This window comes from Spirillospora sp. NPDC049024, assembly GCF_040649235.1.
Classification (GTDB): domain Bacteria; phylum Actinomycetota; class Actinomycetes; order Streptosporangiales; family Streptosporangiaceae; genus Spirillospora.
In genome coordinates this window covers 214,919-228,930 of the sequence record NZ_JBEZFD010000013.1, presented here as the reverse complement: position 1 = coordinate 228,930, position 14,012 = coordinate 214,919, and the positions used below count along the sequence as shown (strand labels likewise).

Genomic DNA, 14,012 nt, shown 5'->3' with positions numbered 1-14,012 from the left:
CTCAGAGCGTCTTGCCGAGGGCCTTGATCGGCATCTGGAGCTCGGTGAGCAGGTCCAGGTCCTGCTGCGCCGGACGGCCCAGCGTGGTCAGGTAGTTGCCGACGATGACGGCGTTGATGCCGCCGAGCATGCCCTCGCGCGTGCCGAGGTCGCCGAGGGTGAGCTCGCGCCCCCCGGCGTAGCGCAGGATGGTGCGGGGCAGGGCGAGCCGGAACGCGGCGATCGTCTTCAGCGCCTCGGTGCCCTCGACCAGCGGGTAGTCGGCGAACGGGGTGCCGGGGCGCGGCGCGAGGAAGTTCAGCGGGACCTCGTCGGGCTCCAGCTCCGCGAGCTGCCCGGCGAACTCGGCGCGCTGCTCGACGCTCTCCCCCATGCCGACGATGCCGCCGCAGCAGACCTCCATGCCGGCGTCCTTGACCATGCGGAGGGTGTCCCAGCGCTCCTCCCACGAGTGCGTGGTGACCACGTTCGGGAAGTGGGAGCGGGCCGTCTCCAGGTTGTGGTTGTAGCGGTGGACGCCCATCGCGGCCAGCTCGTCCACCTGCTCCTGGGTGAGCATGCCGAGCGAGCACGCGATGTTGATCTCGACGGCGTCGTTGATGGCCTTGACGCCCTCGCGGACCTGCGACATCAGCCGCTCGTCCGGCCCGCGCACGGCGGCCACGATGCAGAACTCGGTGGCGCCCGTCTCGGCGGTCTCCTTCGCCGCCTCCACCAGCTCGGGGATGTTCAGCCACACCGACCGGACGGGCGACTCGAACTTGCCGGACTGCGAGCAGAAGTGGCAGTCCTCCGGGCAGCCGCCGGTCTTCAGCGAGACGATCCCCTCGACCTCGACCTCCGGCCCGCACCACCGCATCCGGACGTCGTGGGCGAGCGCGAGGAGGTCCTGCAGCCGGTCGTCCGGGAGGTTCAGCACCTCCAGGACCTGCTGCTCCGACAGGCCCCGGCCCTCGTCCAGTACCTGGCGGCGCGCGATGTCGAGGATGTCCGTCACGTGTTCTCCTTGTCGAGGCCGTAGGCGGCGCGGAAGGCGGCGGCGTCGAACGCGCCGCCGAACGTGGGGGCCAGGCCGCGGTGCGCGGCCACGAGGAACTCCGCCGGGTCCAGGGCGCCGGCGCCGGCGGGGAGGGCCCCCGACAGCGGGCGGGCCGCGATGGTCTCCAGGTCGCGGATGTTGCTGCGCATGGCGAGGTCGGGCTCGTCCGGCCACGCGCCGATCACCACCCCGGCGAGCTGCACCCCGCGGTGCGCCATCGCCTCCAGGGTGAGCGCGGTGTGGTTGAGCGTGCCGAGGTCCGGCCGGGCGACCACCACGACTGCGGCGCCGAGCCAGCGCGCGAGGTCGGCGATGGTGGAGCCCTCGTCGTCGTAGCGGACGAGCAGGCCGCCCGCCCCCTCGACCAGCACGAGCCGCCGGTCGGCCGCCAGCTCCCGGACGCACTCGGCGACGTCCGGCATCCGCACGGGCGGCATTCCGGCGCGGCGGGCCGCCGCGGCCGGGGACAGCGGGTCGGGGAACCGCGCGCACTCGTGCACGTCGTCGATCCCGGCGAGCCTGCGGACCTCGGCGAGGTCGCCGGGCTCCCCGCCGCCGACGCCGGTCTGGCCGGGCTTGACGACGGCGACCGACGCGCCGCGCGCGGCGGCGAGCGCCGCCAGCGCCGCGGTGACGACGGTCTTCCCCACGCCCGTGCAGGTCCCGGTCACAACGAGCACACTCACAGTTCGGCACACTAGCGAAGGCGCGGATCCGGCCCGTGGCCGGACCCCACAGACTTCCGGCGGAAGTTCTTGTATCGGACGGAACCGGGGCGGTCCGCCGAGCGTCCAACCGTCATGGCCGGTCCGTACACACGCTCCCGCCGGGTGCCGGCACTCGCCTGCGCGGCCCTGACCGCCTGCACCGCGCTGGCCGCCTGCGGCGACGACCCCGTCACCACCGGGCCCGCACCGCTCTCCCCCGCACCCTCCACGTCCTCGTCCCCCGCGGGCGACACCCCCGCGGGCGAGAAGCTCGTCCTGCGCCGGCGCAAGACCGGCGGCATCGCCGGGCTCGGCGGCCCCGGAAGCCTGCCCGACTTCTCCCTCTACTCCACGGGCCTCGCGGTGGCCCCGGCCCAGGGCGTGCCGACCGAGTACCGCCTGAAGCCCGACGCGCTGCGGCGCCTCCTCGACGAGGCCCGCGCCGCCGGTCTCGGCCGCTCGCACACGGTCGGCGCCGGGAACGTCGCGGACGCGATCACGGTCGTCGTCACGATGGACGGCGCGACGACCCGGATCGTCCAGCCCGAGTCGCAGGCGGGCCCGGAGGCGCGGTTCCTGAAGCGGCTCGACCCCGCCGCCTGGCCGGCGTCCGACCTGGCCGGGAAGCCAAAGCAATACAAACCGGACAAGACCGCCGTGCTCGCCGGGCCCCCGACGGGAGGCGCCGTCAAGACGTGGCCGCTGGAACCGCTAGGCAAGGGCGTCCAGGTGGCCGGGGCGGTCTGCACCGAGGCCCCTACCGATAAGGTCCCCGCCATGAGTCCGGACACCGCGTGGCGCAGCGGCGGCCAGACCTACTCCGTCCGCCTGCGCCCCCTCCTCCCCGACGAGTCCTCCTGCCAGGACGTCGCCTGACCAGTTGCCGAACCATCCGAACCAGGCGTACAATTTCCTGTACGTATGGAGGTGGCGACATGAAGACGATGACGTACTCGGAGTCCCGCGCGCATTACGCCGAGACTCTCAACGCGGTCGTCGACGATCGCGAGGAAGTGATCATCACCCGCGCCGGTCACGAGCCGGTGGTCATCGTGGCACTCGACGACTACGAGTCGCTGAAGGAGACCGCCTACCTGCTCAGGAGCCCCGAGAACGCCCGGCGCCTGCTGGCTTCCATCGACCGTCTGGAGCACGGAGCCGGAGTCGAGCGGCCTCTCGCCGAATGAAACTGGTCTGGGACGAGAGCGCCTGGGACGACTACGTCTGGTGGCAGACCGAAGATCGCAAAGTTCTCAAACGGATCAACAACCTGCTCAAGGACATCCAGCGCAACGGCAATGAGGGCATCGGCAAGCCGGAGCCGCTGAAGCACGGATTCCACGGTTACTGGTCGCGCCGCATCACCGAAGAGCATCGCCTCGTCTACAAACTGGTCGAAGGCGAGATCCGCATCGCCGCTTGCCGGTACCACTACGGGGCTTAGTCCGCGGGGGCGAGGGGGCCGTGCTGGGAGCAGCGGGCCGTCCAGCCCGTCGGGGTCACCTGGACGATCAGGCGGCGGCGGCAGTGGGCGCAGTAGCGGGGCGGTTCCATCCGGCGGGCGGTTCGGCAGGCGGCGTGGTCGCCCTCGGCGGGCTCGCCGCAGCGGTCGCAGTACACGGCGTCACTCTACGACGGGCGCCGGGGCTGTGCTCAGGGGGCCTGCGCGGTGCTCAGGGGGCCTGCGGGCGGCGCATGCGCGCCACGAGCCCGGTGTCGTAGGTGCCGTCCGCGAACTCGGGGCGGTCGAGCAGTTCGCGTAGGAACGGCAGGTTCGTCGGCGGGCCCTCGATGCGGAGCGCGTCGAGGGCGGCGCGGGCGCGGGCCAGCGCGTGGCCGCGGTCGTCGCCGTGGACGCACAGCTTGGCCAGCAGCGGGTCGTAGTGGCGGGTGACCGTGGTGCCCTCGGCGTACCCGGCGTCGATGCGGATGCCGTCCCCGACGGGCTCCTCCCACACCGTGATCTTGCCGGTGCCGGACAGGAAGCGCTGCGGGTCCTCCGCGTGGACGCCGAACTCGATGGCGTGGCCGCGCGGGGAGGCGGCGCTGAACGAGGTCGCGCCGAACGAGGCCGGTTCTCCGGCGGCGATGAGGAACTGCTGCTCGACGAGGTCGATGCCGGTGACCATCTCGGTCAGCGGGTGCTCGACCTGGAGGCGGGGGTCCATCTCCAGGAAGTGGAAGGCCTGCGCGGCGGGGTCGACCAGGAACTCGACGGTGCCCGCGCCTCGGTAGTCCACGGCCTCGCCCGCGCGGACGGCGGAGGCCAGCATCCGCTCGCGCAGCGCCGGGCCGACGGCGGGCGACGGGGACTCCTCCACGACTTTCTGGTAGCGGCGCTGGACGGAGCAGTCGCGCTCGCCCAGCGCGACCACGGTGCCGTCGGCGAGGCCGAGGATCTGCACCTCGACGTGCCGGGCGCCCTCCACGTACCGCTCCAGCAGGATGTCGCCCCGGCCGAAGAGCCGCTCGGCGGCGGCGCGGGCCTCCTCGTAGGCCTTGCGCAGCGACGCCTCGTCGTAGGCCGCCGCCAGGCCGATGCCGCCGCCGCCCGCGGCGGGCTTGACCATGACCGGGTAGCCGATGCGCTCGGCTTCCTCGACCGCCGTGGCCGCGTCCGGGACGGGCTCCCAGACCCCCGGCGCGACGGGGACGCCCGCCTCCTTCATCAGGTTCCGGGCGTTGATCTTGTCGCCCGTCCGGGCGATGGCGAGCGGCGGCGGGCCGACCCAGACCAGGCCGCGCTCGGCGACCCGCCGGGCGAACGCGGGGCTGGCGGAGAGGAACCCGTAGCCGGGGTGGACGGCCTGCGCGTTCGTCCGGTGCGCGGCCTCCAGGATCGCGGCGGCGTTCAGGTAGCTGCCGGACGGCTCGGCGGGCCCGATCAGGACGGCCTCGTCCGCCTCGGCGACGAAGGGCAGCCCCTCGTCGGCCGCGGAGTACACCGCGATGGCCTTGAGCCCCATCGCGCGGGCGGTGTGCACGATCCGGCCTGCGATCTCGCCGCGGTTCGCCACGAGCACCGACTCGAACACCTGCGTACTCCTCCTCATGGACGGCGGGGCCCGGCACCCCGCCCCGGCTGAGACTAGTGGGGCCGGGGGCCCCGCGTGCGGGCGTCGGCCCACATGCCCGGGTTCGCGGGTTCCACACCCGCGCGGCGCGCCTCGGCGGAAGGGTCGGCAAGGGTATCGGCGAAATCGCCGGTCTCCATTCCGGCCGCCCGGCGAAATCACAGCTCATCACGCCGGCCGTCGCGGTTGTGTCCCGGCACAATTGACTTCACCTGTGGCGGAGTTCACTGTGTGGGCGTCGCGGACGGCCTTTCCCGCAAGGACGCGGAATCTCTTTCCTCACCGATCGGCCGCCGCATGCAGAAAAGTGCGCCGAAGTTCCCGCTCGGCGCGGCTCCCCAAGGAGGACCCCCCTTGTCCCGAAGAACGCTGCTCGCGCTTCTCGGCGCGTTCGCGCTGCTCACCGGCGCCGTGCTGCCCGCCGCAATGCAGCCCGCCGCCGCGCAGGCCGCGCCGGCCGAGCCGGTCGCGCAGGCCCAGACCGTCACCCTCCGGTACGGCCCCTACACCATTCCCAAAGCGGCGAACGGCGAGCACGGCGAACTGCCGAACCAGATCGCCGTGGACGTGGCGAAGCCGTGCGAGAGCTGCTTCGTCACGGGGTTCAAGCCGAATCTCGTCTACGCCGACGGAAGCAACGCCAACATCAACACCGGGCCGATGCTGCACCACGCGGTCATCTTCAATTCGGCGGCGTGGGACACCGTCTGCGGCGGGTCGCGGCGCGTCCTCGCGTCCGGCAACGAGCGTATGGAGAGCGTCTTCCCCGCCGGCTACGGGTTCCGGATGGCCCCGCTCGACCGCTGGACGCTCCTCGCCGACCTGATGAACCACGCGCACGAGGAGAAGACCGTCTACGTCCAGTTCACCTTCACCTACCAGCCGGTGCTCGGTTCGCACATCAGGCCGGTGATCCCGCTGTGGCTGGACGCGGGCGGCTGCCTCGACTCCACCTGGGACGTCCCGGCCGGGCAGCAGAGCGAGAAGTCCAGGACGTGGCGCTCCACCGTGTCGGGGGACCTCGTGCACATCCGCGGGCACCTGCACCACGGCGGCGTCGCCGTGCAGACCGAGGACGTCACGACCGGGCGCCTGTTCTGCCGCAGCGAGGCGGAGGAGGGCGGCACGCCGGAGTTCATCGACCACCACGGCATGACCGAGGTGTCGAACATGCCGTCCTGCAGCGGCTCCCCCATCGGCCGGATCAACTTCGGCGACACCCTGAAGATCACCGCGTCCTACAAGGCGTCCGACGAGGGCTTCTCGGACGTCATGGGGATCATGCACGGCTGGGTGACCGAAGGATGATCCCCGTGGACCGACTGGCCGAACCGGTGCTCGCGCTGTTCCGCGCCGTCGTGGGCCTGCTGTTCCTGTGCCACGGCGCGGCGTCGCTGTTCGGGGTGCTCGGCGGCAACCGGGGCAGCGGCCACGCCGTCGAGTTCGCCGCCTGGCCGGGCTGGTGGGCCGCGCTCATCCAGCTCGTCTGCGGCGCGCTGGTGCTGGCCGGGCTGCTCACCCGGCCCGCGGCCGTCCTCGCGTCCGGTTCGATGGCGTACGCGTACTTCACCGTCCACCAGCCGCACGCGCTGCTGCCGCTGCGCAACGGCGGCGAGAGCGCGGCGATGTTCTGCTGGGCGTTCCTGCTGATCGCGGTGCTCGGGCCGGGCGCCTGGGCGCTGGACGCGGTGCTGGCGAACCGCCGCCGCGAACCGGCGGCGGTCCCGTCCCGCTCCTGACCCCGCGCGGGAAAGGGGGCCCGGCGCGAGCCGGGCCCCCTTCACGTCAGCCCGAGACCAGGGTCCGGGCGACCGCGGCGGGGACCTCCGCGTAGGAGGCGAACCGCATGGTGAACACGCCGCGGCCCGACGTCATGCCGCGCAGATCCCCGACGTAGCCGAACATCTCCGACAGCGGGACGAGGGCCTGCACGATCCGGGCGCCGGCGCGCTCCCCCGTCCCCTCGATCCGGCCGCGGCGGGCGTTGAGGTCGCCGATCACCGCGCCCAGGTGCTCCTCGGGGAAGGTGACCTCCACGGTCATCACCGGTTCGAGCAGCACCGGGGACGCGCGCCGGACCGCCTCCCCGAACGCCAGCGAACCGGCGATCTTGAAGGCGAGCTCGGACGAGTCGACGGGATGGTAGTCGCCGTCCAGCAGCGTGACCCGCACGCCCGTCAGCTCGTACCCGGCGAGGACGCCGGAGCTCATCGCCTCCTGGCAGCCCGCGTCCACCGACGGGATGAACTCCTTCGGGATCCGCCCGCCGGTGACCCGGTTGACGAACTCGTACCCGTCCTCGATGGGCTCGACGGAGATCTGCACCTTCGCGTACTGGCCCTTGCCTCCCGTCTGCTTGCGGTGGGTGAGGTCGACCCGCTCCACCGCCGTGCGGATCGTCTCGCGGTAGGCCACGCGCGGCCTGCCGACGCCCGCCTCGACGTGGAACTCCTCCTTCATGCGGTCGATGAGGATCTCCAGGTGGAGCTCGCCCATGCCGCCGATCACGGTCTGCCCCTCCTCCTCGTGGACCTGGAACGACGGGTCCTCCTCCGAGAGCCGCTGGATGGCGGCGCTCAGCTTCTCCCGGTCGGCCTTGGACCGCGGCTCGATCGCGACCTCGATGACCGGGGCCGGGAAGTCCATGGACTCCAGGACCACCGGGCGCGCGTCGTCGCAGAGAGTCTCGCCGGTGGTGGTGTGCTTCAGCCCCATCACCGCGACGATGTCGCCCGCGCCCGCCGACGCGATCTCCTCGCGCCTGTCGGCGTGCATGCGGTAGATCTTGCCGATGCGCTCCTTGCGCTCCTTCACGCTGTTGAGCACGCTCGCGCCCGCCACCAGCCGTCCGGTGTAGATCCGGACGAAGGTGAGCCGGCCCAGATGCCGCGCACTCATGATCTTGAACGCGAGCGCGGAGAGCGGGGTCTCCGCCAGCGCGTCCCCGATCTCCGGCGGCGCGACGTCGAGCGGCGACGGCAGGTACCGCACCACCGCGTCCAGGAGGGGCTCGACGCCCTTGTTCCGGAACGCGCTGCCGCACAGCACCGGGGTGGCCGCGGAGGTGACCGTGAGACGGCGGATCGCCGCGTGCAGCTGCTCCGGCGAAGGCTCCGTCCCGCCCACGTACAGCTCCATGACCTCCTCGTCGCGCTCGGCGACCGTCTCGACGAGCCTGCCGCGCCATCGCCGGACTTCCTCGGCCATGCCGGACGGGACGTCCACGACGGCGTGCCGGCCCTCCGGCCAGACGTGCGCCCGCCCGGAGACGAGGTCGACGATGCCCGCGAACCCGGCCTCGGCGCCGATCGGCAGCTGGACGACCAGCGGGACTGCGCCGAGCCGCTCACGGATCATGTCCACGCAGCGCGCGAAGTCGGCGCCGGCGCGGTCGAGCTTGTTGACGAAGCAGATGCGCGGCACGCCGTAGCGGTCGGCCTGGCGCCACACCGTCTCCGACTGGGGCTCGACGCCCGCGACGCCGTCGAACACTGCCACGGCGCCGTCGAGCACGCGCAGGCACCGTTCGACCTCGATCGTGAAGTCGACGTGGCCCGGCGTGTCGATCAGGTTGATCGTGTGCTCGGCGCCGGCGGCGCCCGAGGCGTCCTCGACGGTCCAGCGGCAGGTCGTCGCCGCGGACGTGATGGTGATGCCCCGGTCGCGCTCCTGTTTGGTGAAGTCCAGCGCGGTGTTGCCGTCGTGCACCTCGCCGATCCGGTGCGACACACCGGTGTAGAAGAGGATCCGCTCGGCGGTCGTCGTCTTGCCGGCGTCGATGTGCGCCATGATCCCGATGTTGCGGACCTTGGTGAGAGCAAGGGCTGTGATTGTCATCGGGAATCCTCCTGTCCTCTCTGATGACGACCGCCGCCGGACAAGATCGTGCCGCGCGGCCTGCCGACCGTAACCGCCGCGGGAGCGCGGGCGCGAAGGGTTTTCCGGCCGGAGGGGCGCGCGGCCGCCACGGCACTCACGGACAATCCGGGATTGTCGCCAATTTCCGCGCCAACTAGGGTGGCGGCTTACGGGACCCGCTCGGCTCCCGGACGCGGAGGTGGGCGCATGACGGTGATCGCCGTGCTCGGGCTCGGTGAGGCGGGCGGCGCGATCGCGCGCGACCTCGTGGCGGCGGGGGCGGTGGTGCGCGGCTACGACCCGGCCGTCCCGGCGTCCGGCGGGGTCGTCCAGGCCGGGAGCGAGGCCGACGCCGCCGCCGGGGCCGGCCTCGTGCTGAGCGTCAACAGCGCGCACGACGCGGTCCCGGCGCTCAAGGCGGGGATCGGCGCCGCGCGCGACGCCGTGTGGGCCGACCTGAACACCGGGTCGCCCGGCCTGAAGCGGGAGCTGGACGCGCTCGCGCGGCGCGGCGGCGTCCGGTTCGCCGACGTGGCGATCATGGCGCCGGTGCCGGGCCGCGGGCTGCGCACGCCGATGCTGGCCTGCGCGGAGGGCGCCGGGGACGTGGCCGCCGTCCTCACCCCGCTCGGCGCCGGAATCGAGGTGATGGACGCGGAGGCTGGCGCGGCGGCCGGGCGCAAGCTGCTGCGCAGCGTGTTCTTCAAGGGGCTGGCCGGGTCGGTGGTGGAGGCGCTGGAGGCCGCGCGGGCGGCGGGCTGCGAGGACTGGCTGCGCGCGAACATCGTCGCGGAGCTGGCGGCGGCTGGCGAGGGCACCGTGGACCGGCTCGTCTCCGGGACGTACCGGCACGCCGCCCGCCGCGCCGCCGAGATGGACGCCGCCGCGGCCATGCTGGACGAGCTGGACGTCCCGCCGGCGATGGCCGCCGCGAGCCGCGACCTGCTCCGCCGCCTGTCCGGGTGACCGGCGCGTGCGGGTCCGCCGCGTCGCCGGGAGGGCGCGGGCGCCGAGGCCCCAGGGGCGCCGGTTGCTAGGGGCGGCGGGCGCGGAGGTCGTCGAGCAGCAGGCGGCTGAGCCGCAGCAGCTCCTTCTGCGGGTCCCAGAGGCCGGGGGCGTCGGTCCGCGAGCCGAGGTAGGGCCGCTCCAGCTCGCGCAGCTTGTCGTCGGCCTCCGCGAGCACCGCCTCGTCCGGCATCTCGGGGAGCTCCCAGACGAGGTCGCCGAGCGTGCGGAGCGCCTCCGCGTACAGGCGCCGGAACTTCGAGCCGGGGACCAGCTCGTCGTCGGCGTCCCCCAGCTGGCGCAGCGTCGCGGCGATCGACCGGGTGTAGGCGGTCGCGTGGTCGAGCGTCGTCATCAGCTGCGGCGCCGCCCACTGCCCGGGGACGTCGCGCCAGCGCACCCGGTAGCCGAGCAGCTTCGCGCGCGGGTTGGCGCGCAGGCTCGCCGCGCCCTGGTCCACCGCGTACCGCGCCTGCTCCTGCACGTTCGCCAGCCGCGACTCGCGCTCCTCCCACAGCGAGCGCCACTCGGCGGGCTCGACGACCTCCTCGGCGAGGGTCCCGAGGGCGTCCGCGAGGGCCTCCCGCAGCTCGCGGACGGCGTACTCGCCGCGGCGCAGGTACAGCGGCGGGAAGACCACCGCGTTCATGCCGAGGCCCACCACGAGCCCGGTCGCCACGTCGGCGAGGCGCGGCAGCGTGTAGGAGACGACCTCGTGCCCGCCCAGGAGCAGCACGAACAGCGCCGTGAACGGGACCTGCGACGACTGCGCGCCGAGCCGCCGCCATCCCGACGCCATCATGGCGAGGACGAGGACGAGGGCGATGCCCGCGATGTTCGGCCCGACGAGCAGCCCGACGGGGATCGCGAGCGCCGCGCCGATCACGAACCCGCCCCCGTACGCCAGGCTCTCCCGCACGGACCGCACGACCGTCGGGTACACCCCGAGCAGCGCGGCCAGGGGCGCGAAGTACGGTTGCGACTGGCCGATCCCGTACTTCGCGATGACCCAGGCGACGACCGCCGCGAGGACGGCCTTGAGGGTCAGCTTCGCCCGCTCGCTCCAGTACCGGCGCCCCGCGAAGGGCATCAGATGCCCTCGAATCCCTCCAAATCGCACCAAGTCGCGGTTCCCGCCATCCGCACGTCGAATCACGGCCGAAGCGGAAGGCACGGCGGGCGCGCCGCCGGCCCCCGGCCGTCCCGGTGAGCGAGACGACAGGGGGGTGATGTGTGACACAAGACTGGATTGCGGGAAAATGCGGTCCGAACGGACGGAGGGAGCCACGTGGCGGGCAGGCGCGCGACACCGACCGGCAGGTACGGCGGCCGGACGGCGGCCGAGCGGCGCGCGGAGCGGCGCCGCCGGTTCCTCGACGCGGGGCTGGAGATGTTCGGCCGCGGCCCCGGCTACCGCGGCACCACGGTGGCGGCGCTCAGCGAGGCGGCCGGGCTGTCCACCCGCCAGTTCTACGAGGAGTTCAGCACGCTGGAGGACCTCCTCGCCGAACTGCACCTGGAGGTCAACGACGCGGCCGAGCGGGAGGTGGTCGCCGCGCTGCCGTCCGTGGAGGGGCTCCGGCTCGCCGAGCGCACGGCCCACCTGTTCCGCGCCTACGCCGCCGCCATCACCGGCGACCGGGCCCGCATCCGGATCGCGTTCGTGGAGATCATCGGGGTCAGCCCCCGGATGGACCGCCAGCGGCTGACCCGCCGCGCCCGCTGGGTCGACTTCATCTGCGCCGAGGCGGCCGCCGCGGCCGAGCGCGGCGAGATCGCCGACCGGGACTACCGGATCGCCGCGACCGCCTTCATCGGCAGCATCAACGGCCTCCTGCACGACTGGAGCGCCGGCTGGGTCGACGCCACCCTCGACGAGGTCATCGACGAACTCGTCCTGATGCTTCTGGGCCGCCTCCACTCCGGCGAAGCCCTGCCCGCGCCAGACTCCCCCGGTCCCGAGCCTCTCGGCCGCTGACCGCGCCCCGGTGTCAGGGGCCGGCGGCCGTCAGGGGCGCAGGCGTTCGAACTGGAAGTCCACCGTGGGCGCGAAGAGGGCGACGCAGGCGCCGGTCGGGTCGCTGAGGATGGCGAAGCGGCCGACCTTGATGTCGGTCGGCGGGATGTGGACGCGGGCGCCCAGTCCGGCGGCCCTGGCCGCGGACGCGTCGCAGTCGGAGACGCAGAAGTACGGGATCCAGCGCGCGGGGCGGTCGGACGGCCACTGCTCGTCGATCGAGACCATGCCCGCCACCGCCGACTCCCCGACCTTCCACTGCGTGTAAGGGGAGTCGTAGTAGTCGCGCTCGACGGCCCTCCAGCCGAAGACCTCCCCGTAGAAGCGCTGGGCGCCCTCGGGGTCGTGGCAGGCCAGTTCCATCCAGCACATCGCGGACGGCTCGTCCAGGACCCCCGCGCCCTTGAGGTGGTGGGGCGTCCACAGGGCGAAGTCGGCGCCCTCGGGGTCGGAGCACACGGCCATCCGCCCGAGATCGGCGACCTGGGTGGGCTCCACCACCTCCAGGCCCCCCGCGTCGCGCACGGCGGCGACGGTGGCCTCGATGTCGTCGCTGCGGAAGTAGCACGTCCACGATCCGCGCTCGGACTCGTCCAGGAGCGTCTGCATACCGGCGGTCTCGGGGCCCTGCACGTCGCCCAGTGTGAAGATCTCGTAGTCGCCGATGTCGGTGGTCAGCGTGTAGGAGTACCAGCCGAACAGCCCCCGGTAGAACCGCCTGGACACCTCCGGGTTCGGGCTCGCGAGCTCGGCCCACGACGGGGAGCCGGGGGCGATCCCGTTCGTCTCGGGCATCAGATCACCTCAGCATCGCCTGACCCGTGCGGCTCGCTGCGCGAGCCGGCCACCGGGGTGAGGACGGCCAGGCGCGCCCCGCACGGGTCGGTCATGACGGCGAAGCGCCCGGGCTTGATGTCGATCGGCGGCACGTGGACGACCGCCCCCAGCTCGGCCGCCCGCGCGGCGGTGGCGTCGCAGTCGGAGACCCAGAAGTAGGGGATCCAGTGGGGGTCGAAGTCGGCCGGCCACCACTCCTCCAGCGGCACCATGCCCGCCACGGACCAGTCGCCGACCTTCCAGTTGGTGTACTCGGGCGCGTAGTAGGAGCGGTCGACGGCCTTCCAGTCGAAGACCTCCCCGTAGAAGCGGCGGGCGCCCTCGATGTCGCGGCTCGCCAGCTCCGTCCAGCACATCGCGGACGGCTCGTCCCTGACGCCCGCGCCCTCGAAGTCGTACGGGGCCCAGAGGGCGAAGTCGGCGCCCTCGGGGTCGGCGCAGTGGGCCATCCGCCCGAGGTTGGCCATGTCGGTGGGCTCGCTCAGCTCGTGCCCGCCCATGGCGCGCACGGTCTCGAGGGTGGCCTGGATGTCGTCGGTCCGGAAGTAGCACGTCCACTCCGGGGCCATCGTGTCGTCCGCGAGCTGGTGCATCCCGGCGACCTCCGGACCCTGGACGTCGCCGAGGGTGAAGACGTGGTAGTCGGCGAGGGAACCGGTCAGCGTGTAGAGGTACCAGCCGAACAGCTCGCAGTAGAACCGCCGGGACGCGCCGACGTCCGGGGTGGCCAGCTCGGCCCAGGTGGGGAATCCGGGGGCGTATGCGGTCACCTCAGGCATAGCAATCCCTTCGAAGCACGCATGCCCCCACGCTAGGGACGGATGGGCAACCCCCAGGGACAAAAAGGTTCAAGTAACCACAATGTTCGCGAATCGCCCAGCGCTCGGCACGGCTTCAGATGCTCTCGACGGTCTGGAGCAGTCCCCAGACGAAGTGCGCCACGTAGGCGGTGCCGTCCGGACCCGCGATGGTCGCGTGCCAGCGGCTCGGGACCTCGCCGTCCTGGTGCGCGACCGCGCCGAAGCGCTCGTCCACGTCCCCGACGACGCAGGACCAGGGGACGAGGTCGTCGAGGGTCTCCAGCGGCGGGACGGGGACGCCGTCGTCCCGGACGAGCCACTCCTGCATGACGGTGCCGTCCGGGCCCATCATGATCTCGAAGCGGAGGCCGGGCCACAGGGCGAGCGGCGGCCACCACGCCACCTCGCAGGCGACGTCGCCGATCGGGCGCTCCTCGACGGCGGCGGGCGGGCCGAGGACGGCCTCGTAGCGGCGGCGGCCGCGCGGGAACGTCCGGGACCGCAGGATCCGCTGCCATCTGGCGTTGACTTCGCGCATCTCGGTGCGGGACGCGCCGAGCGAGCGCATCGCGTCCTCGACCAGGCCCGGCTGGTAGTCGGCCATCCGGCGCAGCAGGACGAGCTGGAACTCCCGCCGGGCGAACCCCTTCACGGCGCGGCTCCCCGGACCGCCGG

At 72.9% G+C, this 14,012-nt stretch carries 16 protein-coding genes; 7 read left to right on the top strand and 9 right to left on the bottom strand.

Annotated elements, in window-relative coordinates:
* Window position 1: 1 nt before the first annotated feature.
* Both bioB and bioD read right to left on the bottom strand, forming a co-directional pair.
* Entirely contained in the window at window positions 2-997 is a 996-nt protein-coding gene (gene bioB, locus AB0C21_RS24835) for a biotin synthase BioB (protein ID WP_500207283.1), read from the bottom strand.
* Window positions 994-1,725 carry a dethiobiotin synthase gene (bioD, locus tag AB0C21_RS24830; RefSeq protein ID WP_149264900.1) on the bottom strand — a complete coding sequence of 244 codons (732 nt, stop codon included), beginning with the start codon at window positions 1,723-1,725 and terminating at the stop codon, window positions 994-996. The genes bioB and bioD overlap by 4 nt, the downstream gene beginning before the upstream one ends.
* Window positions 1,726-1,869: 144 nt before the next feature.
* Between bioD and AB0C21_RS24825 the strand changes: the two genes are divergently transcribed.
* From AB0C21_RS24825 to AB0C21_RS24815, 3 genes are read left to right on the top strand one after another with little or no spacing between them, the layout of a single operon-like run.
* Complete coding sequence (locus AB0C21_RS24825) at window positions 1,870-2,622, top strand: hypothetical protein (RefSeq protein WP_500207281.1); 753 nt, start codon at window positions 1,870-1,872, stop codon at window positions 2,620-2,622.
* A 59-nt stretch (window positions 2,623-2,681) separates the two neighbouring features.
* Window positions 2,682-2,933 (top strand): type II toxin-antitoxin system Phd/YefM family antitoxin, encoded by a 252-nt coding sequence (locus AB0C21_RS24820; RefSeq protein WP_179833131.1) that lies wholly within the window; start codon window positions 2,682-2,684, stop codon window positions 2,931-2,933.
* A complete protein-coding gene (locus tag AB0C21_RS24815) occupies window positions 2,930-3,190 on the top strand; it encodes a Txe/YoeB family addiction module toxin (RefSeq protein ID WP_500207279.1) in 261 nt (86 codons plus the stop codon). Before AB0C21_RS24820 ends, AB0C21_RS24815 begins: the two co-directional genes overlap by 4 nt.
* On the opposite strand, the gene bsaP is transcribed toward AB0C21_RS24815, so the two are convergent.
* Both bsaP and AB0C21_RS24805 read right to left on the bottom strand, forming a co-directional pair.
* Window positions 3,187-3,366, bottom strand: a complete 180-nt coding sequence (gene bsaP, locus AB0C21_RS24810; protein ID WP_500207277.1) for a biotin synthase auxiliary protein BsaP — start codon at window positions 3,364-3,366, stop codon at window positions 3,187-3,189. The two genes, AB0C21_RS24815 and bsaP, sit on opposite strands and share 4 nt — an antisense overlap.
* A 53-nt stretch (window positions 3,367-3,419) precedes the next feature.
* A complete protein-coding gene (locus AB0C21_RS24805) occupies window positions 3,420-4,781 on the bottom strand; it encodes an acetyl-CoA carboxylase biotin carboxylase subunit (protein ID WP_500207275.1) in 1,362 nt (453 codons plus the stop codon).
* A 393-nt stretch (window positions 4,782-5,174) separates the two neighbouring features.
* On the opposite strand from AB0C21_RS24805, the gene AB0C21_RS24800 reads away from it, so the two are divergent.
* Together AB0C21_RS24800 and AB0C21_RS24795 are read left to right on the top strand one after the other, a co-directional pair.
* Window positions 5,175-6,128, top strand: coding sequence for a hypothetical protein (locus AB0C21_RS24800; protein ID WP_500207274.1), 954 nt, complete (start codon window positions 5,175-5,177; stop codon window positions 6,126-6,128).
* Entirely contained in the window at window positions 6,125-6,559 is a 435-nt protein-coding gene (locus tag AB0C21_RS24795) for a DoxX family protein (protein WP_500207272.1), read from the top strand. Before AB0C21_RS24800 ends, AB0C21_RS24795 begins: the two co-directional genes overlap by 4 nt.
* 46 nt (window positions 6,560-6,605) lie before the next feature.
* Here AB0C21_RS24795 and fusA read toward each other — a convergent pair whose 3' ends face one another.
* Window positions 6,606-8,657, bottom strand: a complete 2,052-nt coding sequence (fusA, locus tag AB0C21_RS24790) for an elongation factor G (RefSeq protein WP_500207270.1) — start codon at window positions 8,655-8,657, stop codon at window positions 6,606-6,608.
* A gap of 228 nt (window positions 8,658-8,885) precedes the next feature.
* Here fusA and AB0C21_RS24785 point away from each other — a divergent pair, with 228 nt between their 5' ends.
* Window positions 8,886-9,644: a DUF1932 domain-containing protein gene (locus AB0C21_RS24785; RefSeq protein ID WP_500207268.1), complete on the top strand. Its 759-nt coding sequence runs from the start codon at window positions 8,886-8,888 to the stop codon at window positions 9,642-9,644.
* Between the two features lie 67 nt (window positions 9,645-9,711).
* Here the strand turns inward: AB0C21_RS24785 and AB0C21_RS24780 are convergent, their stop codons facing one another.
* Window positions 9,712-10,773, bottom strand: coding sequence for an FUSC family protein (locus tag AB0C21_RS24780; RefSeq protein WP_500207266.1), 1,062 nt, complete (start codon window positions 10,771-10,773; stop codon window positions 9,712-9,714).
* Between the two features lie 198 nt (window positions 10,774-10,971).
* Here AB0C21_RS24780 and AB0C21_RS24775 point away from each other — a divergent pair, with 198 nt between their 5' ends.
* A complete protein-coding gene (locus tag AB0C21_RS24775) occupies window positions 10,972-11,661 on the top strand; it encodes a TetR/AcrR family transcriptional regulator (protein WP_500207265.1) in 690 nt (229 codons plus the stop codon).
* A 30-nt stretch (window positions 11,662-11,691) separates the two neighbouring features.
* Here AB0C21_RS24775 and AB0C21_RS24770 read toward each other — a convergent pair whose 3' ends face one another.
* The 3 genes from AB0C21_RS24770 to AB0C21_RS24760 all read right to left on the bottom strand — a co-directional run bounded on the left by AB0C21_RS24770 (window position 11,692) and on the right by AB0C21_RS24760 (window position 13,989).
* Window positions 11,692-12,495, bottom strand: coding sequence for a VOC family protein (locus tag AB0C21_RS24770; protein ID WP_500207263.1), 804 nt, complete (start codon window positions 12,493-12,495; stop codon window positions 11,692-11,694).
* Window positions 12,495-13,307 (bottom strand): VOC family protein, encoded by an 813-nt coding sequence (locus AB0C21_RS24765; RefSeq protein ID WP_500207262.1) that lies wholly within the window; start codon window positions 13,305-13,307, stop codon window positions 12,495-12,497. Before AB0C21_RS24765 ends, AB0C21_RS24770 begins: the two co-directional genes overlap by 1 nt.
* Window positions 13,308-13,431: 124 nt before the next feature.
* The gene (locus AB0C21_RS24760; protein WP_500207260.1) at window positions 13,432-13,989 is read right to left on the bottom strand and encodes a hypothetical protein; all 558 of its coding nucleotides are present in this window, start codon (window positions 13,987-13,989) and stop codon (window positions 13,432-13,434) included.
* Window positions 13,990-14,012: the final 23 nt, after the last annotated feature.

Excerpts from the sequence above, each read along its gene's own strand:
- AB0C21_RS24820 (WP_179833131.1), top strand. The coding sequence starts at position 2,682 with ATGAAGACGATGACGTACTCGGAGTCCCGCGCGCATTACGCCGAGACT.
- AB0C21_RS24815 (WP_500207279.1), top strand. The coding sequence starts at position 2,930 with ATGAAACTGGTCTGGGACGAGAGCGCCTGGGACGACTACGTCTGGTGG.
- AB0C21_RS24795 (WP_500207272.1), top strand. The coding sequence starts at position 6,125 with ATGATCCCCGTGGACCGACTGGCCGAACCGGTGCTCGCGCTGTTCCGC.
- fusA (WP_500207270.1), bottom strand. The coding sequence starts at position 8,657 with ATGACAATCACAGCCCTTGCTCTCACCAAGGTCCGCAACATCGGGATC.
- AB0C21_RS24785 (WP_500207268.1), top strand. The coding sequence starts at position 8,886 with ATGACGGTGATCGCCGTGCTCGGGCTCGGTGAGGCGGGCGGCGCGATC.
- AB0C21_RS24780 (WP_500207266.1), bottom strand. The coding sequence starts at position 10,773 with ATGCCCTTCGCGGGGCGCCGGTACTGGAGCGAGCGGGCGAAGCTGACC.
- AB0C21_RS24770 (WP_500207263.1), bottom strand. The coding sequence starts at position 12,495 with ATGCCCGAGACGAACGGGATCGCCCCCGGCTCCCCGTCGTGGGCCGAG.